Genomic DNA, 25,301 nt, shown 5'->3' with positions numbered 1-25,301 from the left:
CTGCGGCGCGCCCCGCTCCGGGCGGCAGGCAGGAGTCCCGTTCCGCACGGGCCGGTCATCCGGATTGAAAGACGTCGACCGTGGGGGCATAGTTCCTGTCCGTGACCAACGGAGGAAAAGCCATGCGCCTGATGTCCGTTCCATTCGTCCTTGCCGCCTTGACCTTTGCCGCACCCGCGTCGGCCATGAGCCTCAGTTTTTCCTGGGGACCGACGGCCAAGTGCTTTGACAGCAAGTCGCCGCCGATGACGCTCTCCGGGGTGCCCAAGGGCACCGTGAAGCTGCGCTTTCGCATGGTCGATCTCAACAAGCCGGATTATCCGCATGGCGGGGGAACGGTCCGCTGGTCCTCCGGCGCGCGCGGATCGCTGCCCTATGGCGCCTTCCGGTACAAGGGACCCTGTCCGCCGAGCCCGCATGTCTACCGCTTCACCGTCGAGGCCCTCGATGGCTCCGGCAAGGCCCTTGCAAAAGCGCAGGCCAAGCGCCGCTTCCCGTGATGGATTCGGCCCATACGGGTCCGTGCGACACCGCTGCGGTTGACTTGGCGCGGGCGTTCGGATTTACCACCCGTCACGTTCCTACAAAGTTCCGGCGGTTTATCCATGCTTGACAAGACCTATGACGCGGCGGCCATCGAGCCCCGGATCGCGACGAAATGGGATGACGCGGACGCTTTCCGCGCCGGTGCGGGGGCCAAGCCCGGCGCCGAGAGTTTCTGCATCGTTATCCCGCCGCCCAACGTCACCGGCTCGCTGCACATGGGCCATGCGCTCAACAACACGCTGCAGGATATCCTGGTGCGCTTCGAACGCATGCGCGGCAAGGACGTGCTCTGGCAGCCGGGCATGGACCATGCCGGCATCGCCACCCAGATGGTGGTCGAGCGCCAGCTCGCCGATCGCCAGGAGCCGCACCGCCGCGACATGGGCCGAGAAGCCTTCGTCGATCGCGTCTGGCAGTGGAAGAACGAATCCGGCGGCATGATCTTCAACCAGCTGAAGCGCCTGGGAGCCTCCTGCGACTGGGGCCGCGAACGCTTCACCATGGACGACGGCCTGTCCCGCGCGGTTCTCGAAGTGTTTGTGACGCTTTACAAGCAAGAGCTGATTTACAAGGACAAGCGCCTTGTGAACTGGGATCCGAAACTTCTGACCGCCATTTCGGACCTGGAAGTCGAGCAGGTTGAAACGCAGGGTCACCTCTGGCACTTCCGCTATCCGCTCGCCGACGGCGCAACCTACGAGCATCCTTACAATCTCGACGACGAGGGGAACCGCACCGCGTGGAAACCGTCGGATGGCGATCCGGCCGGTTACGAGACCCGCGACTACCTCGTCGTGGCGACGACGCGCCCGGAGACCATGCTGGGCGACACCGGCGTCGCGGTCCATCCGGACGACCCGCGCTACAAGGACCTTGTCGGCAAGCACGTGGTGCTGCCGCTGGTTGGCCGGCGCATCCCGATCGTGGCCGACGAGTACCCGGATCCGGAGGCCGGGACCGGCGCGGTGAAGATGACGCCCGCGCACGACTTCAACGACTTCGAGGTCGGCAAGCGCCATCACCTGCCAGCCATCAACATCATGACGGTCGATGGCCGCCTGACGCTGAAGGAGAACGATGATTTCCTTCACGGGCTGAAGCACGAAGGCAAGCTTCTGCAAACGCTGGAGGATCTCGACGGCCTCGACCGCTTCGAGGCGCGCCGGCTGGTCGTCGCCAAGATGGAGGAACTGGGCCTGCTGGACGCGATCGAGCCGCACACGCACATGGTTCCCCATGGCGATCGTGGCGGCGTGCCGATCGAGCCCTACCTGACCGACCAGTGGTACGTGAATGCCGCCGAACTGGCCAAGCCGGCCATCGCCTCGGTGCGCGAGGGCCGTACCAACTTCGTGCCGAAGAACTGGGAAAAGACCTACTTCGAGTGGATGGAAAACATCCAGCCCTGGTGCATTTCGCGCCAGCTCTGGTGGGGCCACCAGATCCCGGCCTGGTACGGGCCGGACGGACAGGTCTTCGTCGAGAAGGACGAGGAAACCGCGCTCGAGGCGGCCATCCAGCACTACATCTCCCACGAAGGGCCCTGGAAGGCCTGGGTCGAGGAAAAGCTGGAGAACTTCAAGCCGGGCGAGATCCTCGAACGCGACGAGGATGTGCTCGACACCTGGTTCTCCTCCGCCCTGTGGCCGTTCTCCACGCTCGGCTGGCCGGACAAGACGCCTGAACTGAAGAAGTACTACCAGACCGACGTGCTGGTGACCGGCTTCGACATCATTTTCTTCTGGGTCGCCCGGATGATGATGATGGGTCTTCACTTCATGCACGAGGAGCCGTTCCACACGGTCTACGTTCACGCGCTCGTCCGCGACAAGAACGGCGCCAAGATGTCCAAGTCCAAGGGCAACGTCATCGACCCGCTCGAACTCATCGACGAGTATGGCGCCGACGCCCTGCGGTTCACCCTCGCCATCATGGCGGCGCAGGGCAGGGACGTGAAGCTGGACCCGGCCCGCATCGCCGGCTACCGCAATTTCGGCACCAAGCTGTGGAACGCCACCCGCTTCGCCGAGATGAACGGTGTCCGTCGCGACCCCGGTTTCGCTCCGGAAACGGCGGCCGACCCGGTCAATCGCTGGATCCTCTCCGAACTCACCCGCACGGCGACTGCCGTGACCGAGGCAATCGGCGCCTACAAGTTCAACGAGGCGGCCGGCGCGGCCTATCGTTTCGTCTGGAACCAGGTCTGCGACTGGTACCTGGAACTGCTGAAGCCGGTCTTCAACGGCGACGACGAGGAGGCCAAGGCCGAGGCCCGCGCCTGCGCGGCCCACGTGCTGGACGAGACCTACAAGCTGCTGCATCCCTTCATGCCCTTCATCACCGAGGAGCTTTGGGATCACACGGCCGACCGCGACACGATGCTGTGCCACGCCGACTGGGCGGCGCCGTCCTTCGAGGACGCCGAGGCGGCCGCCGACATCAACTGGCTGATCGATCTCGTCTCCGGCATCCGCTCCGTGCGTGCCGAGATGAACGTGCCGGCCGGCGCCATGGCGCCGCTGGTGGTCACCGGCGCCAACGAGGTGACCGTGGCGCGCCTGAACCACCACGACGCCGCCATCAGGCGGCTGGCGCGGATTGACAGCATCGCCACGGCGGCCGAGGCGCCGAAGGGATCGGCGCAGATCGTCGTGGGCGAGGCGACCGTCTGCCTGCCGCTCGGCGACCTGATCGACCTGAAAGCGGAAGCGGCCCGCCTGGAAAAGGCGCATGCCAAGGCCGCGGCCGAGGCCGAGAAGATCGGCCGGAAACTGGCCAACGAGAAGTTCGTCGCCAATGCCAAGCCCGAGGTCGTTGAGGCCGAGCGCGAGAAGCTGGCCGAGGCCGAAGATGCTGCCGCGCGCCTGTTGACCGCGCTCCAGCGGGTTCGCGAAGCCGGCTGATCCCGGCGGGGCCGCCGCATGGGCGGTGCCTGGCGAACAATATGAAAAAGGCCGGGCGTTGCGCGCCCGGCCTTTTCTTTCCCCGGCGTTGGCCTGCGTCAGTTCGCTGCCGGTGCCGCGTCGGACGAGGTGTCCGTGCCATTAGCCTTGCGCTGGTCGGGATGCATCGTCTTGCCGAGAATATGGTCGTCGTGCCCGATGACATGGTGCGTGGACCCGACGATCAGCGGATCCGGTGCGTGCACGACATGGCGGTCCTTGTTCGGATAGGGCAGGCTGTAGAGGAAGTGGCGCATGCAGTTCAGCCGCGCCCGCTTCTTGCAGTTCGACTTGATGATCGTCCACGGCGCATCGGCGGTGTCCGTGTAGAAGAACATCGCCTCCTTCGCCTCGGTGTAATCGTCCCACTTGTCGAGTGACGCCTTGTCCACCGGCGAAAGCTTCCACTGCTTCAGCGGGTCGGTCTCGCGGGCCTTGAACCGCCGGTACTGCTCGTCCTGCGTGACGGAGAACCAGTACTTGTAGAGCAGGATGCCCGACCGGGTGAGCATTTTCTCCACCTCCGGCGCCTCGCGCATGAATTCCAGGTATTCCGTCGGCGTGCAAAAGCCCATGACACGCTCGACCCCGGCGCGGTTGTACCAGGAGCGGTCGAACAGCACCATTTCGCCATTGGCCGGCAGATGCTGGATGTAGCGCTGGAAGAACCATTGCGTCTTTTCCCGCTCGGTCGGCTTTGACAGCGCCACCACGGTGGCCGCGCGCGGATTGAGATGCTCCATGAAACGCTTGATCGTGCCGCCCTTGCCGGCCGCGTCGCGCCCCTCGAACAGCATCACCACCTTCTGCCCGGTTTCCTCGATCCAGCGCTGCGCCTTCAGCAGTTCCACCTGCAGCGCGGCCTTTTCCTTTTCGTAGGCCATGCGCTTCATCTTCGACTTGTAGGGATAGACCCCTTGCTCGAAAAGCTTCGCGATGGCCTGCGGATCGTGGCGCATCTGCGTCAGGTGGTGGTCGGATCCGGCCTTGGCTTTTCCGTCCGGAACTGCGCCCGCATCCATCGCGCCCGCCACCTCCGAAATGATCGCACCTTCGACGCCCGTCGTGGTTCCTTCTGCCGTCTCGGCAGAAATCTTGTCTCCGCTCATCCACTGCCCTCCGTAAGTTGCTTGAATACAAGTCATGGTAGTTCAGCCGGCTGTCTTTGTCCTTGATGCGTGTCAAACCGCGGGCCGAAGTTTTTGCCCCAACCTTGTAATCCGGCGGCAGGGCGGCCACATAACGGCCTTGTCCCGCGATGCGCGCGTGGCAGCGATCAGGGAGTGTTGGCGAATGCATGGAGCGGACTGGCTCTGGCCGGGCTTTCTCGGATTCGTGCTCGCCATCCTGATGTTCGACCTGCTCGTGGTTCATCGCCGCGCCGAAGCCCTGACCATTCGCAATGCCCTGGCAACCTGGGCTGTCTACGTGTCGCTGGCGCTGGTGTTCGCGCTCGGATTGTTCGTCTTTGCCGGCGCGGAGGAAGGGGCCGAGTTCATGACCGGCTACCTGGTCGAACAGGCGCTGTCGATGGACAACATCTTCGTCATCGCCATGATCTTCGCCCACTTCAAGGTGCCGCCGGAGGCCCAGCACCGGGTGCTTTTCTACGGAATTCTCGGCGCGATCGTCATGCGCCTCTCGCTCATCGTGCCCGGCGTTCACCTGGTCCAGCAGTTCCACGTCATCGGCTATGCGCTCGGCGGGGTTCTCGTCTGGTCCGGCTGGAAGATGCTGCGCCACGACGATGCCGGGGTCGATCCGGGTGAGACACGGGTGGTCCGCTTCCTCATGCGCTCCGGGCGCTGCGCCGAGGGCTATCGCGGCAACCGGTTCCTCGTCCGCGAGAACAGGCGCTGGTGGATGACGCCGCTGTTCGTCGTGCTCGCGGCGGTCGAGGTGACCGACCTCGTCTTCGCCGTCGATTCCATCCCCGCGGTCCTGGCCATCTCCGACGACCCGTTCATCGTTTTCTCGTCCAACGTCTTCGCCATCATGGGCCTGCGCGTGCTGTACTTCGTGCTTGCCGGCATGATGCGCGAATTCGAATACCTTCAGACCGGGCTTTCGCTCGTTCTCGTCTTCATCGGCCTGAAGATGCTGTTGGCCGGCTTCTTCGAGATCCCGTCCGTTGTCGCCCTCGGCGTGACGGCACTGCTGATCGGCGGGTCGGTGCTGGCCTCGATGGTTGCACGCGCGGAGAATCCGCGCCCGCCGGGCCGGTACTGACCCGGAGATTCCCGTTCATGTTGCCCATTCGCAACAGATCATAAACGCCCCATCGTGTACAAGCTGATAGGGACACTGACTGCCCAAGTCCCGCCACAAAACGGGAGCACCCCCGATGCAGTCAGATGAACGGCCCGCGTGGAACGGGCCATCGAGGCAGGCGACGGCGATGGGCTGGCGCTGCCGGAAACAGCAGGGCCAGAACGTGCAGAGCACAGTACCGTACCGGAGCAGACAGGTGTCGAGCGCATTTCTGGCGCTCGGTTTCATCCTTCTTCTGCCAGTCTCGCAAGCCGCGGCCTTCGACCCGGGCAAGGGCCAGACCAGCGACGACCCCTGGGCAGCGTTCCGCCTCGGCTTCGATGCCTACCGCAGCGGCGACAAGAAGGAGGCCGTCGAGGCCTACCGCTACGCCGCCGACAAGGGCCATGCCGGCGCCCAGTGGAAGCTCGCGCGCATGTATGCCGACGGTGACGGCGTCAACCGCAACGAATACGAGGCCTTCAAGATCTTCCGCAAGATCGTTCGTCTCGGCGCCGAGCCCGGCAGTCCGAACGAGAGCTACGTGTCGGACGCGCTGGTGGCGCTCGCCGGTTATGTCCGGCGCGGCATCCCCAAGTCGCCGGTCCATTCCGATCCGCGTCTGGCGCGGGATCTCTACCTCCAGGCCGCCTCCATGTTCGGCAATCCCGAAGCCCAGTTCGAAATGGGCCAGATGCTGCTGGAGGGCGACGGGGGCCGGGCCAACCGCAAGCAGGCCGCACGCTGGTTCAGCCTGTCGGCCCGCAAGGGTCACTACAAGGCGGAGGCCATGCTCGGCGACCTTCTTGTCCAGGACGGCAAGATGGTTCGCGGCCTTGCCATGCTGACCGCCGCGCTCGAACGCGCCCAGCCTGGCGACCGCGACTGGATCCGCGCCCGCCAGGAAGAAGCCTTCGGCCTTGCCGCCGAAAGCGATCGCAGGACGGCCATGGTCCTCGCGGACCAGTATCTCAGCGAAGGCTACAAATAAGGCGCCGGGAACAGGACCGGTCGGCGGGCCTCTGTCCCGGCATCAGCTGCCCGGGTGAACCGCTGCCTTGCCCGTCCAGCGGGCCGGCTCGCACAGGGCGCCGCGGTCGGACGCCCCGGTCGCTGGCATGGACATGGCCGCCACTTTTCGGGCGGGGAGTTGCCCCGGCAACAGGATCCTGGCCTGCGGGCAGTCGCCGATCCGCTTCCACGAGGTGTTGTTCAGCACGAGAACGCAGCGCGCCTGGAAGCTCTTGCCGTTGGTGTGGATGCAGGCCTCCTGGTTCAGGCTGTATTCCGCGCCATTGGCGCGGCACTTGCACCCGTCACGGGCCAATGCACCGCCAGGCACAATCATTGCCATCGCAAGGGCTGGTACAAGCAATCTCCACATTTTTTCAGGATATCACGAAACAGTGCTGCCTGCGAGGCACGTCAGGAGCCAGCGCCCGCTTGCCCTGAAACACTCGTCAAGGACCGGACTGGCCGGTCCCGCAAGTCGGACTGGCTGTCGCCTCAGACGGCGAGATTGATGACCGCCGGCACGTGATCGGACGGCTTTTCCCAACTGCGGACATGCTTCTCCACGTCGGCTGACTGCAAGCGGCCTGCCGCTTCCGGCGACAGCATGAGGTGGTCGATCCGGATGCCGTTGTTCTTCTGCCATGCGCCGCCCTGGTAGTCCCAGAAGGTATAGACGCCGTCGGCATCGCTGACCGCGCGGATGGCGTCGGTGAAACCGAGGTTCTCCAGTCGCCGGAAGGCCTGGCGGCTTTCCGGGCGGAACAGCGCGTCCCCCTCCCAGGCCTTGGGGTCGTGGCAGTCCCCGGGTTCGGGAATCACGTTGTAGTCGCCGGCGAGCACGTAGGGTTCCTCCAGTGCCAGCCGGGCGAGGGCATGGGCTTCCAGCCGCTCCATCCAGGAAAGCTTGTAGGGGAATTTCTCGCTGTCCACGGGGTTGCCGTTCGGCAGGTAGAGCGACGCGACACGCACCACGCCGCTATCCGTCGACCACACGCCTTCGATGAAACGGGCCTGCTCGTCGCTGTCGTCGCCGGGCAGGCCACGGGTCACCTCGTCGGGCGACGTCCGGGACAGGAGCGCCACGCCGTTGAATCCCTTTTGCCCATGGGTTTCAACATGATAGCCGAGCGATTCGATCTCCAGCCGCGGGAAATTCTCGTCAACGGACTTGATCTCCTGCAGGCAGGCGATGTCCGGCGCGCTGTCCTTCAGCCAGGTGAGCAGGTTGTCGATGCGCGCCTTGACGCCATTGATGTTCCAGGTGGCGATTTTCATGTCGGACTACGCAAAGCAAGTGTTTCAAGAAAAAATGGATGGTTCCTTTTGCCGCTCTGCATGATCCTGCAGTTGGATTGCGGCCGGTGGGGACCGGCTGCACTTAACAACAACGGAGGGGTCAACACAATGAGTGAAGCTGCCGCGTCCGCGGACATGAAGCAATTGCTTCGGGATCCGGATTATACGCCACCCGTCATCCATGCCGTGCCGCTGGGTATTCAGCACGTGCTGGCCATGTTCGCTTCCAACGTCACGCCGGCAATCATCGTCGCGGGTGCCGCCGGCTTCGGTTTCGGGTCCAATTCTCCCGACTTTCCGAACCTGATCTACATGATCCAGATGTCGATGCTCTTCGCAGGCATCGCGACGCTGTTCCAGACCATCGGCATGGGACCGGTCGGGGCCCGCCTTCCGATCGTGCAGGGAACGAGCTTCGCTTTTCTTCCCATCATGATTCCGGCTGTGGCTGGGCAGGGTGTGGCCGGGCTGGGCGGTCTGATGACCGGTGTCCTGATCGGCGGCATGTTCCACTTCTGCCTCGGGTTCATCATCGGCCGCATCCGGTTTGCGTTGCCGCCGCTCGTGACCGGCCTGATCGTGCTGATGATCGGACTGGCTCTTGTGCGGGTCGGGATTCAGTATGCCGCCGGCGGTGTTCCGCTGATCGGCAAGCCGGCCTATGGCACGATGGCCTATTGGGGCCCGGCGCTCGTGGTGGTCGTGGTGACCCTGGCCATCAAGTTCTTTACCAGGGGTTTCCTCTCCATCGCCGCCGTTCTTCTCGGCCTGATCGCCGGTTACGTCGTGGCGCTGCTGATGGGCCAGGTCAGCTTCGAGAATGTCGGCCGCGCCGCCGCCTTCGCGCTGCCTGAACCTTTCAAGTGGGGCTTCGAGTTCAACTCCGCCATCATCATCGGCATGTGCTTCATGGCAATCGTTTCAGCCATCGAGACCGTGGGCGACACGTCCGGCATCTGCAAGGGCGGCGCGAATCGTGAGGCAACGGACAAGGAGATCTCCGGGGCGACCTTCGCTGACGGTCTCGGTACCGCGGTCGCCGGCATTTTCGGTGGGCTGCCGAACACGTCCTTCTCGCAGAACGTCGGCCTGATCTCCATCACCGGCGTGATGAGCCGTCATGTCGTGACCTACGGCGCGATCTTCCTGATCATCTGCGGCCTCGTACCCAAGGTCGGAGCAATCGTGTCCACCGTGCCGATCCATGTGCTCGGCGGCGGCGTCATCGTGATGTTCGGCATGGTCGCGGCGGCCGGCATCAACATGCTGTCCGAAGTGACCTGGAACCGGCGCAACATGGTGATCTTCGCCGTGGCATTGTCCGTCGGTCTTGGCCTTCAGTTGGAACCCGGAGCCCTGCAGCATCTCCCCAAGACTCTTCAGATCCTGCTGACATCGGGTCTTCTGCCTTCGGCCCTCATCGCCGTCGTGCTGAACCTGCTGCTGCCCGAGGAACTGGACTGACAGAAGGCTCCTTTCAGAGCCTGTGATAAAAAAAAAGTCCGCGGCAGGTCACCTGCCGCGGCCTTTTCCATGCAATGGGTATCGTCAGATCGAGAAGCTGGTACCGCAGCCGCAGCTCGCCACCGCGTTCGGATTGTCGATCCGGAAGGCCTGGCCCATCAGTTCATCGACGAAGTCCACGGTCGAGCCGCCCATGTAGACAAGCGACAACTCGTCGATGAGAACCTTCGCGCCGGCCTTCTCGAAGACCACGTCGTCGTCGTTCTGCATGTCGGTCAGGTCGATCAGGTAGGAAAAGCCGGAACATCCGCCGCCTTCCACCGCGATCCGCAACCCGATCTTTCCCGGTTCCTTTTCCAGGACCTTCCGGATACGGCGTGCCGCCGCGTCCGTAACGTCCACGCCCTTCATGGTGCTTGCCGCGTCGTGACCCATCGTGTCGAACCTTGCAATTGCTTTGTCATCATAGGTAAGAAGCCGGTGCGGAGCCGTCAACCGCGGCAGTCAGGCGGCTTCGCTCAACGAGCGGCACAACTGACGGGACAACCATGAGCCTCGGCGACATCGGATACGGCTACCGGCCGCGCGCATCCTATGCCTGCGACCCCGCCCGGACGCGTGGACGGCTGATTCCGGAGCCGGAGAGCCCGACGCGCACGCCCTTCCAGCGCGACCGCGACCGGATCATCCATTCCAATGCCTTCCGCCGGCTGAAGCACAAGACGCAGGTCTTCGTCGCCCACGAGGGCGACCACTTCCGCACGCGCCTGACCCACACGATCGAGGTGTCGCAGATCGCCCGTGCGATCGCCCGGTCGCTGATGGTCGACGAGGATCTCGCGGAGGCCGTGGCCCTTGTCCACGATTTCGGCCACACGCCCTTCGGCCACACGGGCGAGGATGCGCTGGACGAAAAAATGGCAGGCTACGGCGGCTTTGATCACAATGCCCAGTCGCTGCGCATCGTCACGCGGCTGGAACGGCGCTACGCGGCGTTCGACGGGCTGAACCTCACCTGGGAATCGCTGGAAGGTCTGGTCAAGCACAACGGTCCGCTCACCGATGCCGAGGGAAACGGCATCAAGGGCCCGGTCCCGCACGACATCCTGGATTTCGACGCGGACTTCCCGCTGGGCCTGGCGCAACATGCCTCCCTGGAAGCGCAGGCGGCAGCCATCGCCGACGACATCGCCTACAACACCCACGATATCGACGATGGCACCCGGGCCGGCCTTTTCACGCTAGAAGACCTCGAGGCCGAGGTGCCTTTCGTGGCCACTACGCTGGAGACGGTTCGCAAGGCCTGGCCCGGCCTGGACCGGGTTCGCACCGGTCACGAGTTCATGCGACGCCAGATCACCGCCATGGTGGAAGACGTGATCGTGACAGCGCAGGAGCGGCTGCAGCAGGTCTCGCCGGCCGGGCCGGACGACGTGCGCAATGCCGGCATGACGATCGCCGGTTTTTCCGACGCCATGCGCGAGACCGACCGCCAGCTCAAGCGCTTCCTCTTCGCGCGCATGTACCGCCATCCCGACGTCGTCCGTTGGCGCCGGGATGCCGACCGGGTGGTGCGTGAACTGTTCGACGCCTACATGGCCGATCCGGCCGCCATGACCGGGCACTGGGCCGCCGAGACGCCGGCCGACGAGACCGGCCGCGCGCGCCATGTCGCCGACTTCCTGTCCGGGATGACCGATACCTACGCGTTGAAGGAATATGAACGGCTGTTTGACCGCAAGGTGGAGATGGGGTAGGGCGAAGCCCGGTTTCCATGGGCCGCCTGGCCCGGCCTGTCATCCGTACGGACTGTATCCATGAACATCTTCGCCGAGTTCACTGCGCGAATTCTCGCCATTGTCGAAAACCTGGGACTGGAGACGAAGGAGGGCGCACGGCCCGACCTGTCGCGCATCGCGGTGGAGCCGCCGCGCGACGCCTCCCACGGCGACCTGGCGTGCAACGTTGCCATGGTCCTGGCCAAGCAGGTTGGCCGCAACCCGCGCGACCTGGCCCAGGCCATTGCCGATGCGCTGGCCGCCGACGGCGATGTCGCCAGCGCCGAGGTCGCCGGCCCCGGCTTCATCAACCTGCGCCTTTCCGATGCCTTCTGGCAGAACCTGCTGAAGGGAATGCTTGCCGCCGGTCCGGCGTTCGGCCGCTCGTCGGTGGGGCAGGGCCACAAGGTCAACGTCGAGTACGTGTCGGCCAATCCGACGGGCCCCATGCACGTCGGTCACTGCCGCGGCGCAGTGGTCGGCGATGCCCTGGCCAATCTGCTGGCCTTCGCCGGCTTCGACGTCACCAAGGAATATTACATCAACGATGCCGGCGTGCAGATCGACGTGCTCGGCCGGTCGGTGCTGCTGCGCTACCGCGAGGCCCTGGGCGAGGACATCGGCGAGATTCCCGCCGGTCTCTATCCCGGCGACTACCTGAAGCCCGTCGGCGAGGCGCTGAAGGCCGAGCATGGCGATGCCCTGCTGTCGATGTCGGCGGACGACGCGCTGGCCATCGCCAAGGACAAGTCCGTTGCCATGATGATGGACGTCATCCGCGGAGATCTCGCGGCGCTGAACGTCACCCACGAGGTCTTCTTCTCCGAGCGCCAGCTTCACGCCGAAAATGCGCAGCTGATCCGCTCGGCGATCAACGACCTGACCATGAAGGGCCATGTCTATCGCGGCAAGCTGCCGCCCCCCAAGGGGCAGAAGCCCGAGGACTGGGAAGACCGTGAGCAAACGCTGTTCCGCTCCACCGATGTCGGCGATGACATCGACCGCCCGCTGATGAAATCGGACGGCGCCTACACCTATTTCGCCGCCGACGTCGCCTACATGCTCGACAAGTACCGCCGCGGCTTCGAGAAGCTCATCTTTGTGCTCGGTGCCGACCATGGCGGCTACGTCAAGCGCATGGAGGCGCTGGCGCGTGCCATTTCCGGCGGCGAGATCGAGCTGACGATCGTGCTGACGCAACTGGTCAAGCTCTATCGCGACGGCGAGCCCGTGCGCATGTCCAAGCGGGCCGGCGAGTTCGTGACCCTGCGCGACGTGGTCGACGAGGTCGGCCGCGATCCCGTGCGTTTCATGATGCTCTACCGCAAGGCGGATGCGCCGCTCGACTTCGATTTCGCCAAGGTCACCGAGCAGTCCAAGGACAACCCGGTCTTCTACGTGCAATATGCCTCGGCCCGTTGCCATTCGGTCTTCCGCCAGGCCGCCGAGCAGTTCGGCGACACGATTGCCCGCCGGGAAGGGCTGGAGGACGGTGCCGCCCAGCTGACCGACGAAGGCGAGATCGCGCTCATCCGCAAGCTGGCCGAATGGCCGCGCCTGGTGGAAGCGGCCGCTGCCGCGCTGGAACCGCATCGCGTCGCCTTCTACCTCTATGAACTAGCCAGCGCCCTGCATGCCCACTGGAACAGGGGGACGGACAACCCCGGCTTACGCTTTATTAAGGTTAACGATCCAGAATTGACACGCGCCAGGCTAGGGCTGGTGCAGGCAGTGCTGGACGTTCTTCAGGCTGGACTTGGTCTGGTCGGTGCCGATGCACCGGAGGAAATGCGCTAATTTAGGTTTAGACTGCCTGTCACCTTTTGCCCACAATGGGCTGGTAACGCCGATAATTTGGCGCTCGGCGGCGCCCGGTTGGTAAGGTGTACGGGACAAGACATGGCAAACACCAAATCCGCGAAGCTGGATCTCGATCTCGGTCTGTCGCCAGACGATCCGCTATCGAAGCTCGCCAATATCTTCGACGTTTCGGACAATCCATGGCCGGCTGAGCAGGCGGACATGCCGTCAATCGACATGGAGCAGGAACTGCTGCCCATGACGTCTGAAGGGCAGGCGGAGCAGCCCGGACCGGTCGAGCAGGCGGGATCGTCATGGATCGGTTGGTCCCTGCCGGGTTCGCAGACCGAGGCCGAGCCGGCGCCGGTGACCGGCCTGGACGCGGGCCAGGATCAGACTGCCGCGTTCGAACCGGCCGCGGAAGCCGAACAGCCGCAGGCGGCCGCCGACGAACTCCTCACGGATTTCGAATTCGATGTGCCCGCCGAAACCGTCGAGACCGCGCCTGCGGTGCAGCAGCAGGCCGAACCGGCCGTCGGCGCCGATGACGACGAACCGGTCGCTGCGCTCGACGATATTTTTTCCGACCTCGACTGGTCGCGGGAAGCTGCTGCCGTGGAGGCGCCCGCCGAGCCGGTGAGCGCCTGGGACGCCGTTCCGGACCATGACGAGCCCGCCGGAAGCGCCGTCGAGGCCGAGGCTGCCTACGAGCCGGAGCTGCCGCAGCCGGAAACTGTGGCTCCGTTCGAACCGGCGGAGACCGTCGAACCGGAAGCCGTGGCGACAGCCGACGGCGACGCCGGGCCGGTGGAAGACAGCGCGCCTGCGGCCGTGGATATGCCCTTCGTTTTCGAGCCCGCTGGTGAGACGGTCACAGAGCCGGATCCCGCCGAGGCCATGGCGGAAGACCAGCAGTGGAGCGAGTCCACGGTCGCACCCGTGGACGACAGCGCTTCCTGGCCATCCGGTGCCGGCGAATGGAATGATGCCGCCGATGCCGAGCCCGAACAGCCCGGCGAGGCGGCGCCCGCCTTCCAGGAACAGCCCGGGTTCGCTACGTACCAGAAAGCCGGCTGGCAGCCGGAAGAGACAGTCGCCGACCATGAGGCCGAGACGGGTTTCGATGAGGAAGCCGCGGTAGAACATCCGGATATTGTCGAGCCGGTTGCGAGCGCGCCGGAGGCGGCAGATGCTGGAATGTCCTTTGCCGACAACAGCTTCGAGGATGAACTTGAAGCGCTTCTGGCCGGTGGGCCGGCCGAAGTGCAGCCTCAGCCGCCGGTGGACGCGGCAGAGCCGGCATACGACCGGATTGACGACACTCCTGCGCACGAGGAGCACGGTGCCGCGCCGTCGGCCCGCGAAGAAATGCAACCCCGGTTCGCCTACAGCAATTTCCGCGAAATCCGTCCGCAGGCCGTTGAGCCCCAGCCGGAGAGGGCGCCCGTCGAGGACGAGCCTGTCGCCCGTGCATGGAGCCAGGAGCCTTCCCCTGAGGATGCGCCGGCAACGGCGGCGGACCACGCCGGGTCGATCGATCTCGACGACGGCCAGGCACCCGCCGATGGGTACGGCATGCCGGACATCGCGTTCGACGAGGTGGCATTCACGCAACCCGCCGAGGCTCTGCCGGACGCTTTCGCGCAGGCGGATGTGACCGAGGAACCGGCTGCGGAGACCGCCGACACCGGCGATTTCCTCGATCTCGACGTGGAGAGCGCCTTTGAACAGGCGCTGTTTGCGGCTTCCAAGGAAAGCGGCGCGGACCAAGTGCCGGAAATCCCGGCGTCCATCGAGGAAGCCCCGCTGCGGTCCTTCTCCGAAACCGGACCGGAAGAGGAACTGCCGGAATTCGATGAATCCGCCTTTCTGGACCAGAGTTTCGTCGACGAGGACTTCGGCCTTGCCGACCAGTCCATGACGCCGGTTGAAGAGCCGTCGATGGCAAACCAGTCGACCGAGGTCGAGTTCGATCTCGATCCGGCCCTCATCGCGGGCCTGGAAGCTGCCGCCCTTGATGATGGCGGCCATGCGGAAACGGACACCGGGGCGATGGCCCCGGACACTACGCCCGGGCAGCCGTCTCGGGGCGGCGGGGCCATGGCGGCCGCGGCAGCGGCCGGTGCGGTCGGCGGTTTCGTCTCGCGGTTCGGGTTCGGACGCAAGGACAAGGCGCCGGAGCCGGCCGCAGACATGCCGGAAATCAACACTGTGGACGTGCCCGAGGCCGGTATCGTTGTCGCCGACGATCTCGATCTGCCGGAGATGGATTTCGGCGGGGACGATACCATGCAGGCGGCCGACGCCGGCCTGAACGATCTCCTCGGTGATGATTTCCAGACGGAAGTCGCGACCCAGGCCGCGCCGGCCGATCAGAGCATCGACTTCGAGAGCTATTTTGAACGTGAATTGCAGGACGCCGGCATTTCCTTTGACCGTCCGGCCCCCGGCCAGCCATCCGCACAGGGCGCGCCCCAGGCCCCCCGGCAGGTGCCAAGCGATTCCTATGCCATGACCGACGCCTACGCCGAGGAAACAAGCCTTGGCGCCGGAGCCCCGGCCTATGACGAGGAACTCGAGCGCGACCTCGCGTTCGACCAGCTGGGCAACTTCGGCGAAGACGAGCAGGAGGCGCCGCGGTCTAAGCGCGGCCTTCTGATCGCCGGGATCGTCGCCGGGATCGCGCTCATCGGCGGCATCGGCGCCTTCGCGCTCTCGGGTGGTGGCGGCAGCGGGCCGGCCCGCGAGATCGTTCGCGCCGATCCCGAGCCGGTCAAGGTGAAGCCGGAAAACCCCGGCGGGACCAAGGTGCCGAACCAGGAACGCGTGGTCTACGAGGAAGTGGCCGGCAAGCCCGTCGATGGCGCGCCGCAGCAGGAAACGCTCGTCAGCAAGTCCGAGACGCCCATGGACGTGAAGAGCAAGCCGGTGCGCGTCGTTGCGCCCGGACCCGGCCAGGATGCCGCGTCCGTCGAGACCGCCGCTCCCGCGCCGGCCGCCACGGGCAAGGCGGAGGATCGCATCAGCCCGGCCGAGACCGCCGAGGAGCCGGGTCCGTCCAAGGAACTGGCCGCCGTGGCGCCGCGCCGCGTTCGCACATACGTCGTCAAGCCGGACGGAACGCTGGTGGCCAAGGAAGCACCGGAAGCGGCGCCCGCACAGGCCGAGACGCCTGCTGCGGCCGAACCGGCACCGGCGGCTGAAACCGCGCCGCAGACGGGCGAAGCAGGCAGTAACGCCGGCGTGGCGGCTTCCGTCCCGGTTCCCGCACCGCGTCCCGAGATCATCGAGACCGCGGTCGAGGAAGCGCCCCGGGCCAGCGCGCCGGAGCGCACCGCCGCAGCCGCGGACAACGGCTTGACCGCGCGCCAGGTGCGCACGACGACGATCCATCGCGACCAGGCGGCCCCGCCGGTCGTTCCGAACCGTCCGGCCGATCAGCCGGTCAACATCGTCGGTACCACCCGCCGAGATGGCCAGCAGCAGGCCAATGCGGAGCCGGCGGCGCCGGCAGCAACCGCCACGGCCAATCCGGCGGCGTGGGTGCAGATCGCGTCGCAGCCCTCGCGCGAGCAGGCCCAGACGTCCTACCGCAACCTCTCGCAGCGCTACTCGGGCATCATCGGCGGACGCGGGGTCAACATCGTGCCGGCCGACATTCCGGGACGGGGGACCTTCTACCGCGTCAACATTCCCGCGGGCAGCTTCACGGAAGCCGCCAATCTCTGCCGCCAGATCAAGGCCGCCGGCGGCGATTGCCTGGCCAAGCGCTAGGCGGGGAAAACGGGTGAACAATCGGAAGAGGGGCCGCCCGCGCGGCCCCTTTGCTTGTGGGGAACCCTTGCGCCGGAAGGCTTCCGCCGTGTCATTGACATTGATTCGTGCCAGAATCAGGCCATGAGCGAATCAAAGGCGATGATTGTCGGCATGGCCGGCCTGGAACTGACGGCGGAAGAACAGCGCTTCTTTCGCGGCGAGCAGCCATGGGGATATATCCTCTTTGCACGCAATGTGGCCAGCGCGGCGCAGCTCCTCGAGCTGACCGGGGCGCTGCGCGACATTGCCGGTCGTGACGTGCCAGTTTTCATCGACCAGGAGGGCGGCCGGGTCCAGCGCATAAGGCCGCCGCTCGCACCCGATTATCCGCCCGGCGCCGCGCTCGGCGCGCTCTATGCAGCCGACCGGGATGCCGGCCTGCGGGCCGCGTGGGTGATGTCGCGGCTCCACGCCTTTGATCTGAAGCGCTTCGGCATCAATGCCGACTGCCTGCCCGTGCTGGACGTGCCGGTGGAGGGTGCGCATGACGTCATCGGCAACCGGGCCTATGGCAAGGACCCCGTGACGGTGGCCGAGATGGGACGCGCGGCGGCAGACGGGCTTCGCGCCGGCGGCGTCATGCCCGTCATCAAGCACATTCCCGGGCACGGCCGCGCCTTTGCCGACAGCCATTTGGAACTGCCCGTCGTCGATGTCCCGGCAGATGCGCTTCGCGCCCACGATTTCCCGCCCTTCAAGGCGCTGGCTGATATCCCGATGGCGATGACCGCCCATGTTGTCTATTCCGCGCTGGACCCCGCCAATCCGGCAACGACGTCTGCCCGGGTGATCGCCGATATCATTCGCGGGGAGATGGCTTATGACGGCCTGCTGATGAGCGATGACGTGTCGATGAAGGCCCTTGCCGGCTCCTTCGGGGACAAGACCCGCGCCATCTTCGAGGCCGGCTGCGACGTCGTGCTTCACTGCAACGGACTGATGGAGGAAATGCGCGCGGTCGCCGCGGCGACGCCGCTGCTGGCGGGCAGGTCGCTCGCGCGGGCCGGCCTGGCCACGGCGGACCTGGGACGCGATGACGGGGCAGGCGAGGCGGCTTTGCGGGCCGAGTTCGCCACCTGGTTCGCGGCCGTTGCATGAGGACCCGGTCGCGATGAAGGCCAGCACGCGGGAAAAACAGCCGGCAACGCCGATGGACCAGCTCTGGAGCGAACGCGAGGAGCGTCCGGCCGGTCCCGAACTGGTGATCGACGTCGACGGCTTCGAGGGCCCGCTCGATCTGCTGCTGCACCTGGCGCGAAACCAGAAGGTGGACCTGGCGAAGATCTCCGTCCTGGCCCTGGCCGAGCAATATCTCGACTTCATCGCCAAGGCCCGTGCGTTGAAGCTGGAACTGGCCGCCGACTACCTGGTCATGGCGGCCTGGCTGGCGTTCCTGAAATCGAAACTGCTCATTCCCAAGCCGCCGCGCGGCGACGAGCAGTCCGGCGAGGAAATGGCGGCCATGCTTCAGTTCCGCCTCAAGCGCCTAGAGGCCATGCGCGATGCGGCCGCGCGCCTGATCAACCGCAATCGCCTTGGCCGCGACGTCTTTTCGCGCGGCTGTCCGGAAGTGGTCATCGTTGATCGCAAGAGCGAGTTTTCCGCCTCGCTCTACGACCTGCTGACAGCCTACGCGGCCCAGCGCCAGCGTCAGGCCATTTCCCGGGTGCAGATCGCCCGGCGCGCGGTCTGGTCGCTCAAGGACGCCCGTGCCGTGCTGGAGCGCCTGGTCGGCACCGTCGGCGAATGGACGGCGCTGGACGCCTTCCTGATCGATTTCTTGACGACACCGGAGGAACGGACGACCGCCATCGCCAGCACCTTCGTGGCCAGCCTGGAAATGGTGCGCGAGGGGGCCCTGGAGATCCGCCAGGAAAAGGCCTTCGCGCCGATCTACCTGAAACCGCGCACGGCACCGCGCCGGCCCGCAACCGCACCGGCCGCCCATGGCTGACGGGGACCGGGTGCCGATCGCGGACAATGATGCCTTGGCGCATGAGACAGGGGCCGATGCATCGGCGCCGCTCGACGAGCGCGCCATGGCCGAGGTCTCGCGCATGGCCGAGGCGCTCGTCTTTGCCTCCGCCCAGCCCGTGACCGAGAAACTGCTGGCCGAGCGCCTGCCGCAGGGCACGCCGGTTCGCGCCGTGATGGAAAAACTGCGCGCCGATTATGCCGCGCGGGGCGTCAACCTTGTCCGCGTCGAGGATGCCTGGGCGTTCCGCACCGCCGATGACCTGTCCTTCCTGATGAGCCGCGAGGCCGTCGACCAGAAGAAGCTTTCCCGCGCGGCGCTGGAGGTGCTGGCCATCATCGCCTATCACCAGCCGGTCACCCGCGCCGAGATGGAAGAGATCCGCGGCGTCGAAACCTCCAAGGGGACGCTGGATACGCTGATGGAAACCGGCTGGGTACGGCTTCGCGGGCGCCGGCGCACGCCGGGCCGTCCGGTGACCTATGGCACGACCCCCTCCTTCCTCGATCATTTCGGGCTGGAGGAACTGCGCGACCTGCCGGGAATGGACGAGTTGAAGGGGGCCGGCCTTCTGTCCTCGCGCATGCCGTCCAACTTCTCCATGCCGACGCCGCTGTCTTCCCCGGACGAACTGACTGAGGACGAGGATCCCCTGACCGACATCGATCTGGAGGAACTTGGATTGTTGACACCGCGGCCAGAGGATGATTGACCCCATTGGCCGCTGCGGCTGAACAGCGGTTCGAACGGGTGACGGGTTTTCATGGCATCGGTGCAGAAGACGATCGGGCGCGTACCGGCAGGCGTATCCTTCGCCGCCGAACTGGCGTTCGAGTCCATCCACCATGCCTATGGCGGCAAGCCGACCCTTCAGGGCCTCTCGCTGGTGGCCGAGGCCGGCAAGGTCACCTGCCTGCTCGGTCCCTCCGGGTCGGGCAAGACGACGCTGCTGCGGATCGCCGCCGGCATCGAGGCGCAGTCGGCCGGCACCATAAGGCTCAATGGCCGTGAAATTGCCGGTCCCGACGTGTTTCTGCCGCCGGAGGACCGCTCCATCGGCCTCGTCTTCCAGGATTTCGCGCTCTTTCCGCACCTGACGATCTTGCGCAACGTGATGTTCGGGCTGACCGCGCTATCGCTCGCCGAGGCCCGCTCGGAGGCGATGATTGCCCTGTCGCGCGTAGGCCTCCAGCATTATGCCGATGCCTATCCCCATGTCCTCTCGGGCGGTGAGCAGCAGCGGGTGGCCCTGGCCCGCGCCATCGCGCCGCGCCCCGCCGTGCTGCTGATGGACGAACCGTTCTCCGGTCTCGATTCGCGCCTGAAGGATTCCATCCGGTCCGAAACCCTGTCGATCCTGCGGCAAAGCCGCACAACCGCCATTGTTGTGACCCACGATGCGGAAGAGGCGATGCGCATGGGCGACCGGATAGCTCTTCTGAAGGACGGGAAGCTGGTCCAGGCAGGATCCGGTGACGATCTGTATCACAAGCCGGTCAACCTGTTTGCTGCCGGGTTCTTTTCCGAGTTGAACCTCTTCGACGCGACGGTTGCAGGCGCCGGTGTCGAGACGCCACTCGGCCGCTTTTCCGCCGGGAACCTGCCGGAGGGCGCGAAGGCCACGGTCGCCATCCGTCTCGCCGGGATCGAGGTGGACGAGGCCGGGGCGGTCGAGGCGCGGGTTCTGTCGCGGCGATTTCTGGGAATTGCGGAAATGGTTGATTTGGCGGTACCCGGCGCGGAAATGCCTGTTCGCGCGCGCTTCCGGCACGGGTCGCTGGAGCCCGGCCGGCGCGACATTCGCGTCTCCGTGAGAAAAAGCGACATACTTGTATTTGAAACCGGCGGCGAAACCGCTTAAGTCACATCTGAGAACGCACACACGAGGTTTGTTATGGGTAGCTTTTCAATCTGGCACTGGATCATCGTTCTGGTGGTCGTGCTTCTGCTCTTCGGCCGTGGCAAGATCCCCGAGCTGATGGGCGATGTCGCAAAGGGCATCAAGAGCTTCAAGAAGGGAATGGCGGACGACGAGACGTCCGACCAGTCCAAGACCGTCGAGCACCGCAAGGAAGAAGTGGTCTCCGACAGCAAGGAAAAGTCCGCCAACTCCTGATCCCGGGCACCGGGACGGAGGAACGCGCCGCGCCTTCCCGGGTGCGGCGCCGTGGCGTGTCTGACGAGGCTCGACTGTAATGCTTGATGTTGGCTGGCCTGAACTGCTGGTAATCGCGATCGTGCTGATCGTGGTCGTCGGCCCCAAGGATTTGCCGAAAATGCTTCGCACCTTCGGGCGGACGACGTCGAAGCTGCGGGCGATGGCGGGCGATTTCAGACGCCAGTTCGACGACGCCCTGCGCGAAGCCGAACTCGACGATCTCAAGTCGCTGGCCGATACCGCGCGGTCGATGAACCCGACCAACGAGATCCGCAAGTCTCTCAATCCGCTCAACAAGATCGGTGACGAGATCAAGGGCAGCCTTGACGATGCCACCAAGCCGCGTTCGAACGAACCGGTCAAGGGAACGGCCAAGGCCGAGCCGTCCACCCATCCGGCCGAGCCCGCCAAGACCGGCGCGACGGCCGTTCCGGGCGAGGGCACGCTGGAAACCACCCCGTCCGCCAAGACCGAGGGCGACGGCGAGAAGACAGGAAAAGGCGCGTGAGCAAGCAGGACGAAGTGGATATCGAGGCCTCGTCGGCGCCGCTGATCGAGCACCTCATCGAACTCCGTCAGCGCCTGATGTGGGCGGTGGGCGGCTTTTTCATCGCCTTCCTGTTCTGCTTCTTCTGGGCCAAGGACCTGTTCAATTTCCTCGTCCTGCCGTTCAAGTGGGCGGTCATCTGGGCCGGGATGGACCACCGCAAGGTGGCGCTGATCTACACCGCGCCGCAGGAATTCTTCTTCACCCAGATCAAGATCGCCATGTTCGGCGGCCTGATCCTCGCCTTTCCCGTGATCGCCGCGCAGGTCTACAAGTTCATCGCGCCGGGGCTGTACCGCAACGAGCGCAAGGCATTCCTGCCGTTCCTGGTGGCTTCTCCGCTGCTGTTCCTGCTCGGCGCGACGCTGGTCTACACCTTCTTCATGCCGATGGTGATGTGGTTCTTCCTGGCCATGGAACAGACGGGCGGGGAAGGGCAGGTCGACATTTCGCTCCTGCCGAAGGTGTCCGAGTATCTCGGACTGATCATGACGCTGATCTTCGCCTTCGGCCTCGTCTTCCAGCTTCCCGTGGTGACCACGCTGCTGGCGCGGGCTGGCCTGGCGACCTCCGACGGTCTTCGCGAGAAGCGCAAGTACGCCATCGTCTTTGCCTTCATCACGGCCGCCATTCTGACGCCCCCCGATCCGGTCAGCCAGATCGGTCTTGCGCTGCCGACCATCCTTCTCTACGAGATTTCCATCTACACCGCGCGTCTGGTGGAGCGCGAGCGCGCAGAACGCGAGCAGGACGACGAGGACGAGGACGAGACACCCGATCCCGAACCGCAACCGCCGGAAGGCGGATCGTCTTCCGATGAGGCGGATCTCGAGGAGCAGGGTCGCGGCTCCATGCCGTGACCGTCCGGGCGGGCTTGTCCCGCCCCGGTGGTCCTGTCGTGCCCGGTTCTCGCCTCTGTCGCGCGACTCGCGTATGAAGCGCGCTGCAATGACAAGTCCGGAACGTTCCCATGCTCGATATCAAGTGGATCCGCGAAAATCCTGAAGCACTGGATCAGGCGCTGGCGCGTCGCGGCGCCGAGCCGCAGGCCGCGGCCCTGATCGCCCTCGACGAAGACCGTCGCGCCCACATTTCCCGCCTGCAGGCCTTGCAGGAACGACGCAATGCCGCGTCCAGGGAAATCGGCAAGGCCATGGGCCAGAAGGACCTCGAGACCGCGGAGAAGCTCAAGGCCGAGGTCGCCGCCATCAAAGCCGAGCTCCAGTCCGGCGAAACCGTCGAGCGTGAGCTCAACGCCCGTTTCAACGATGCGCTCGCGCGCCTGCCCAACGTCCCGCTCGACGACGTCCCTGATGGCGCCGACGAGAGCGGCAACGTCGAGGTCCGCAAGGTCGGCCGCCGTCCCGAATTCGCCTTCCAGCCGAAGGAGCATTTCGAGCTCGGCGAGGCCTTGGGCCTGATGGATTTCGAGGCCGCCGCCAAGCTCTCCGGCGCCCGCTTCACCGTGCTGAAGGGCGCGCTCGCCCGCCTGGAACGCGCGCTTGGCCAGTTCATGCTCGATGTCCAGACTTCCGAGCACGGCTATATGGAGGTCAATCCGCCGCTGCTGGTCAGGGACGAGACCTTTTTCGGAACCGGGCAATTGCCGAAGTTCGAGGAGGATCTGTTCTTCACCCCGCACGGCAATGCCCGCCTGGGCCTGATCCCGACGGCCGAGGTGCCGCTGACGAATCTCGTTGCCGGCGACATCCTCGAGGCCGAGAGGCTGCCCTTCCGCTTTACCGCGCTGACGCCCTGCTTCCGGTCCGAGGCCGGGTCTGCGGGCCGCGACACCCGCGGCATGTTGCGCCAGCACCAGTTCAACAAGGTCGAGATGGTTTCGATCACCGACGCCGACACGTCGATCGACGAGCATGAACGCATGACCGGTTGCGCCGAGGACATCCTGAAGCGCCTCGACCTGCCGTTCCGCACCGTCGTGCTGTGCACCGGCGACATGGGCTTTGGCGCCCGGAAGACCTATGACATCGAGGTCTGGTTGCCGGGCCAGGACGCTTACCGCGAGATCTCGTCCTGTTCCGTCTGCGGCGATTTCCAGGCACGGCGCATGAATGCGCGCTACCGCGCCGCCGGCGAGAAGCAGACCCGGTTCGTCCACACCCTCAACGGCTCGGGCATCGCGGTCGGCCGCGCCCTGATCGCCGTCATGGAAAACTACCAGAACGAGGACGGCTCGATTACCGTGCCGGACGCGCTGCGTCCCTACATGGGCGGGCTGGAGACCATTACCCGCGGCTGAGCCGGCCGCGGGCCAACACGAAGGAGAAGGCATGCGCATCCTGCTGACCAACGACGATGGCATTCACGACGAGGGGATTGCCGTTCTGGAGCGGATCGCGCGGCAATTGTCCGACGACGTCTGGGTCGTGGCGCCCGAGACCGACCAGTCCGGCCTGGCCCACTCGCTGACGCTGTCGCACCCCTTGCGCCTGCGCAAGCTCGATGACCGCCACTTCGCCGTGCGCGGCACACCGACCGACTGCGTCATCATGGCCGTGCGCCACATCATGCCGGAACCGCCGGATCTCGTGCTGTCGGGCGTCAACTCCGGCACCAACATCGCCGACGACGTCACCTATTCGGGCACGGTCGCCGGCGCCATGGAGGGCACGCTGGTCGGCATCCGCTCCATCGCCCTGAGCCAGGGCTACAATTTTTCCGACGAGGGCCGCGTCGTTCCCTACGAGGTCGCCGAGACCCACGCCGTGGACGTCCTCAAGCGCTGCCTTTCCGCCGAACTGCCCGAGGGCGTGCTGCTCAACGTGAACTTCCCCAATTGCCGGCCGGACGAGGTGGTCGGGGTCAAGGTCACCGGCCAGGGCCGCATCGTGCACGGGGTCGGCATCGAGGAGCGCCGCGACGGGCGCAACTTCCCCTATTTCTGGATCCGCTTCGGCCGCAAGCAGTTCGATGCCGTCGAAGGCACCGACATCGCGGCGCTGCGCGACAATCACATCTCGGTCACGCCGCTCAAGCTCGACCTGACCGCGCGCGAAGCCCAGGAAGCCCTGCGGAGAGCCTTCTGATGCAATCGTCTGCCCGCGGGTCGGAGGCGGAAGCTTTCGCGGCATTCGTTCTGCGGATGCGCGCCGCCGGCATTGATGACAACCGCCTGTTCGCGGCATTCGAGGCGACCCCCCGGCGCATCTTCATCCCCTCCGAGCACCAGCAGGCGGCCTTCGGCGCACGCTCATGCCCGATCGGCTGTGGCGAGAGCGTCGAGGGCCTCGACCTCCAGGGCCGCGTCCTCGCCTCGCTCGATCTCCAGCCCGGCCAGAGGGTGCTGGAGATCGGCACCGGGTCAGGCTTCACCGCCGCGGTGATGAGCCGGATCGCGTCCCGCGTCACCACGGTCGAGCGGTTCCGCACACTGGCCGCCGAGGCCGCCGAGCGCTACCGGACGCTCGGTCTCCTCAACGTGCTGCAGCGGCATGGCGATGCCGAGAAGGCGATCGACGGCGAGGGGCCTTTCGACCGCATCGTCGTGTGGCCGGCCTTCGATGCCATGCCGCGCGGATACGTCGACCTGCTGTCGTCCGGCGGCATCATGATTGCCCCGATCGGACCGGCCGACGACCGCCAGGTTCTTGCCCGCCTGACCAAGGTCGGCAGCCGCTTCGAACGCAGCGATATCGGCATCGTCCGCTTCCAGCCGATCGTCCGCGGTATCGCCGCCACCCTCTGAAACGCTTGC

Annotated in this window: 22 protein-coding genes; 18 read left to right on the top strand and 4 right to left on the bottom strand. The window is 65.6% G+C overall.

What is annotated here, in order from left to right; all coding sequences use genetic code 11:
- The first annotated feature begins 122 nt into the window (after nucleotides 1–122).
- Both CSC94_RS04790 and CSC94_RS04785 read left to right on the top strand, forming a co-directional pair.
- Nucleotides 123–500 (top strand): phospholipid-binding protein, encoded by a 378-nt coding sequence (locus CSC94_RS04790; RefSeq protein WP_099304343.1) that lies wholly within the window; start codon nucleotides 123–125, stop codon nucleotides 498–500.
- A gap of 105 nt (nucleotides 501–605) precedes the next feature.
- Nucleotides 606–3,449: a valine--tRNA ligase gene (locus CSC94_RS04785; protein ID WP_099304341.1), complete on the top strand. Its 2,844-nt coding sequence runs from the start codon at nucleotides 606–608 to the stop codon at nucleotides 3,447–3,449.
- Between the two features lie 98 nt (nucleotides 3,450–3,547).
- Here CSC94_RS04785 and ppk2 read toward each other — a convergent pair whose 3' ends face one another.
- On the bottom strand, nucleotides 3,548–4,510 hold the full coding sequence (ppk2, locus tag CSC94_RS04780; protein WP_099305226.1) for a polyphosphate kinase 2: 963 nt from the start codon (nucleotides 4,508–4,510) through the stop codon (nucleotides 3,548–3,550).
- 271 nt (nucleotides 4,511–4,781) lie between these two features.
- On the opposite strand from ppk2, the gene CSC94_RS04775 reads away from it, so the two are divergent.
- Both CSC94_RS04775 and CSC94_RS04770 read left to right on the top strand, forming a co-directional pair.
- Nucleotides 4,782–5,717 (top strand): TerC family protein, encoded by a 936-nt coding sequence (locus CSC94_RS04775; RefSeq protein WP_099304339.1) that lies wholly within the window; start codon nucleotides 4,782–4,784, stop codon nucleotides 5,715–5,717.
- A 253-nt stretch (nucleotides 5,718–5,970) separates the two neighbouring features.
- Nucleotides 5,971–6,729 (top strand): tetratricopeptide repeat protein, encoded by a 759-nt coding sequence (locus CSC94_RS04770; RefSeq protein ID WP_425356506.1) that lies wholly within the window; start codon nucleotides 5,971–5,973, stop codon nucleotides 6,727–6,729.
- A 42-nt stretch (nucleotides 6,730–6,771) separates the two neighbouring features.
- On the opposite strand, the gene CSC94_RS04765 is transcribed toward CSC94_RS04770, so the two are convergent.
- Both CSC94_RS04765 and xth read right to left on the bottom strand, forming a co-directional pair.
- Nucleotides 6,772–7,092 carry a hypothetical protein gene (locus tag CSC94_RS04765; protein WP_099304335.1) on the bottom strand — a complete coding sequence of 107 codons (321 nt, stop codon included), beginning with the start codon at nucleotides 7,090–7,092 and terminating at the stop codon, nucleotides 6,772–6,774.
- A gap of 152 nt (nucleotides 7,093–7,244) precedes the next feature.
- Nucleotides 7,245–8,027, bottom strand: a complete 783-nt coding sequence (gene xth, locus CSC94_RS04760; protein WP_099304333.1) for an exodeoxyribonuclease III — start codon at nucleotides 8,025–8,027, stop codon at nucleotides 7,245–7,247.
- A 129-nt stretch (nucleotides 8,028–8,156) separates the two neighbouring features.
- Here xth and CSC94_RS04755 point away from each other — a divergent pair, with 129 nt between their 5' ends.
- On the top strand, nucleotides 8,157–9,512 hold the full coding sequence (locus CSC94_RS04755) for a uracil-xanthine permease family protein (RefSeq protein ID WP_205853232.1): 1,356 nt from the start codon (nucleotides 8,157–8,159) through the stop codon (nucleotides 9,510–9,512).
- 84 nt (nucleotides 9,513–9,596) lie between these two features.
- Here CSC94_RS04755 and CSC94_RS04750 read toward each other — a convergent pair whose 3' ends face one another.
- Nucleotides 9,597–9,923 (bottom strand): HesB/IscA family protein, encoded by a 327-nt coding sequence (locus CSC94_RS04750; RefSeq protein ID WP_205853240.1) that lies wholly within the window; start codon nucleotides 9,921–9,923, stop codon nucleotides 9,597–9,599.
- A gap of 137 nt (nucleotides 9,924–10,060) precedes the next feature.
- Between CSC94_RS04750 and CSC94_RS04745 the strand changes: the two genes are divergently transcribed.
- From CSC94_RS04745 to CSC94_RS04685, 13 genes are all read left to right on the top strand, one after another.
- The gene (locus tag CSC94_RS04745) at nucleotides 10,061–11,269 is read left to right on the top strand and encodes a deoxyguanosinetriphosphate triphosphohydrolase (protein WP_099304329.1); all 1,209 of its coding nucleotides are present in this window, start codon (nucleotides 10,061–10,063) and stop codon (nucleotides 11,267–11,269) included.
- 60 nt (nucleotides 11,270–11,329) lie between these two features.
- Entirely contained in the window at nucleotides 11,330–13,087 is a 1,758-nt protein-coding gene (argS, locus tag CSC94_RS04740) for an arginine--tRNA ligase (RefSeq protein ID WP_099304327.1), read from the top strand.
- Between the two features lie 102 nt (nucleotides 13,088–13,189).
- Complete coding sequence (locus tag CSC94_RS04735) at nucleotides 13,190–16,864, top strand: SPOR domain-containing protein (protein ID WP_099304325.1); 3,675 nt, start codon at nucleotides 13,190–13,192, stop codon at nucleotides 16,862–16,864.
- 123 nt (nucleotides 16,865–16,987) lie between these two features.
- A complete protein-coding gene (gene nagZ / locus CSC94_RS04730; RefSeq protein WP_099305222.1) occupies nucleotides 16,988–18,004 on the top strand; it encodes a beta-N-acetylhexosaminidase in 1,017 nt (338 codons plus the stop codon).
- A 52-nt stretch (nucleotides 18,005–18,056) separates the two neighbouring features.
- Nucleotides 18,057–18,860 (top strand): segregation and condensation protein A, encoded by an 804-nt coding sequence (locus CSC94_RS04725; protein WP_099305220.1) that lies wholly within the window; start codon nucleotides 18,057–18,059, stop codon nucleotides 18,858–18,860.
- The gene (scpB, locus tag CSC94_RS04720) at nucleotides 18,853–19,593 is read left to right on the top strand and encodes an SMC-Scp complex subunit ScpB (protein WP_099304323.1); all 741 of its coding nucleotides are present in this window, start codon (nucleotides 18,853–18,855) and stop codon (nucleotides 19,591–19,593) included. Before CSC94_RS04725 ends, scpB begins: the two co-directional genes overlap by 8 nt.
- 51 nt (nucleotides 19,594–19,644) lie before the next feature.
- A complete protein-coding gene (locus tag CSC94_RS04715) occupies nucleotides 19,645–20,742 on the top strand; it encodes an ABC transporter ATP-binding protein (RefSeq protein ID WP_099304321.1) in 1,098 nt (365 codons plus the stop codon).
- A 33-nt stretch (nucleotides 20,743–20,775) separates the two neighbouring features.
- Nucleotides 20,776–20,997 carry a twin-arginine translocase TatA/TatE family subunit gene (locus tag CSC94_RS04710; protein WP_099304319.1) on the top strand — a complete coding sequence of 74 codons (222 nt, stop codon included), beginning with the start codon at nucleotides 20,776–20,778 and terminating at the stop codon, nucleotides 20,995–20,997.
- Between the two features lie 79 nt (nucleotides 20,998–21,076).
- Complete coding sequence (gene tatB / locus CSC94_RS04705) at nucleotides 21,077–21,547, top strand: Sec-independent protein translocase protein TatB (RefSeq protein ID WP_099304317.1); 471 nt, start codon at nucleotides 21,077–21,079, stop codon at nucleotides 21,545–21,547.
- A complete protein-coding gene (gene tatC / locus CSC94_RS04700) occupies nucleotides 21,544–22,446 on the top strand; it encodes a twin-arginine translocase subunit TatC (protein ID WP_099304315.1) in 903 nt (300 codons plus the stop codon). Before tatB ends, tatC begins: the two co-directional genes overlap by 4 nt.
- A 110-nt stretch (nucleotides 22,447–22,556) precedes the next feature.
- Nucleotides 22,557–23,846: a serine--tRNA ligase gene (serS, locus tag CSC94_RS04695; RefSeq protein WP_099304313.1), complete on the top strand. Its 1,290-nt coding sequence runs from the start codon at nucleotides 22,557–22,559 to the stop codon at nucleotides 23,844–23,846.
- A gap of 31 nt (nucleotides 23,847–23,877) precedes the next feature.
- On the top strand, nucleotides 23,878–24,633 hold the full coding sequence (gene surE, locus CSC94_RS04690; protein ID WP_099304311.1) for a 5'/3'-nucleotidase SurE: 756 nt from the start codon (nucleotides 23,878–23,880) through the stop codon (nucleotides 24,631–24,633).
- A complete protein-coding gene (locus CSC94_RS04685) occupies nucleotides 24,633–25,292 on the top strand; it encodes a protein-L-isoaspartate(D-aspartate) O-methyltransferase (RefSeq protein WP_099304309.1) in 660 nt (219 codons plus the stop codon). Before surE ends, CSC94_RS04685 begins: the two co-directional genes overlap by 1 nt.
- The last annotated feature ends 9 nt before the right edge of the window (nucleotides 25,293–25,301 follow it).

This window comes from Zhengella mangrovi (assembly GCF_002727065.1).
In the GTDB taxonomy this organism is placed as follows: domain Bacteria; phylum Pseudomonadota; class Alphaproteobacteria; order Rhizobiales; family Rhizobiaceae; genus Zhengella; species Zhengella mangrovi.
The sequence above is the reverse complement of the archived record's forward strand: the minus strand, read 5'-3'. Positions and strand labels throughout refer to the sequence as shown.

Coding starts and splice junctions, on each gene's coding strand:
- CSC94_RS04755 (WP_205853232.1), top strand. CDS start 8,157: ATGAGTGAAGCTGCCGCGTCCGCGGACATGAAGCAATTGCTTCGGGAT.
- surE (WP_099304311.1), top strand. CDS start 23,878: ATGCGCATCCTGCTGACCAACGACGATGGCATTCACGACGAGGGGATT.
- CSC94_RS04775 (WP_099304339.1), top strand. CDS start 4,782: ATGCATGGAGCGGACTGGCTCTGGCCGGGCTTTCTCGGATTCGTGCTC.
- CSC94_RS04715 (WP_099304321.1), top strand. CDS start 19,645: ATGGCATCGGTGCAGAAGACGATCGGGCGCGTACCGGCAGGCGTATCC.
- CSC94_RS04710 (WP_099304319.1), top strand. CDS start 20,776: ATGGGTAGCTTTTCAATCTGGCACTGGATCATCGTTCTGGTGGTCGTG.
- xth (WP_099304333.1), bottom strand. CDS start 8,027: ATGAAAATCGCCACCTGGAACATCAATGGCGTCAAGGCGCGCATCGAC.
- tatB (WP_099304317.1), top strand. CDS start 21,077: ATGCTTGATGTTGGCTGGCCTGAACTGCTGGTAATCGCGATCGTGCTG.
- ppk2 (WP_099305226.1), bottom strand. CDS start 4,510: ATGGATGCGGGCGCAGTTCCGGACGGAAAAGCCAAGGCCGGATCCGAC.
- CSC94_RS04790 (WP_099304343.1), top strand. CDS start 123: ATGCGCCTGATGTCCGTTCCATTCGTCCTTGCCGCCTTGACCTTTGCC.
- CSC94_RS04765 (WP_099304335.1), bottom strand. CDS start 7,092: ATGGCAATGATTGTGCCTGGCGGTGCATTGGCCCGTGACGGGTGCAAG.
- argS (WP_099304327.1), top strand. CDS start 11,330: ATGAACATCTTCGCCGAGTTCACTGCGCGAATTCTCGCCATTGTCGAA.
- CSC94_RS04735 (WP_099304325.1), top strand. CDS start 13,190: ATGGCAAACACCAAATCCGCGAAGCTGGATCTCGATCTCGGTCTGTCG.
- nagZ (WP_099305222.1), top strand. CDS start 16,988: ATGAGCGAATCAAAGGCGATGATTGTCGGCATGGCCGGCCTGGAACTG.
- CSC94_RS04685 (WP_099304309.1), top strand. CDS start 24,633: ATGCAATCGTCTGCCCGCGGGTCGGAGGCGGAAGCTTTCGCGGCATTC.
- CSC94_RS04785 (WP_099304341.1), top strand. CDS start 606: ATGCTTGACAAGACCTATGACGCGGCGGCCATCGAGCCCCGGATCGCG.
- CSC94_RS04750 (WP_205853240.1), bottom strand. CDS start 9,923: ATGAAGGGCGTGGACGTTACGGACGCGGCGGCACGCCGTATCCGGAAG.
- CSC94_RS04725 (WP_099305220.1), top strand. CDS start 18,057: ATGGACCAGCTCTGGAGCGAACGCGAGGAGCGTCCGGCCGGTCCCGAA.
- serS (WP_099304313.1), top strand. CDS start 22,557: ATGCTCGATATCAAGTGGATCCGCGAAAATCCTGAAGCACTGGATCAG.
- CSC94_RS04745 (WP_099304329.1), top strand. CDS start 10,061: ATGAGCCTCGGCGACATCGGATACGGCTACCGGCCGCGCGCATCCTAT.
- scpB (WP_099304323.1), top strand. CDS start 18,853: ATGGCTGACGGGGACCGGGTGCCGATCGCGGACAATGATGCCTTGGCG.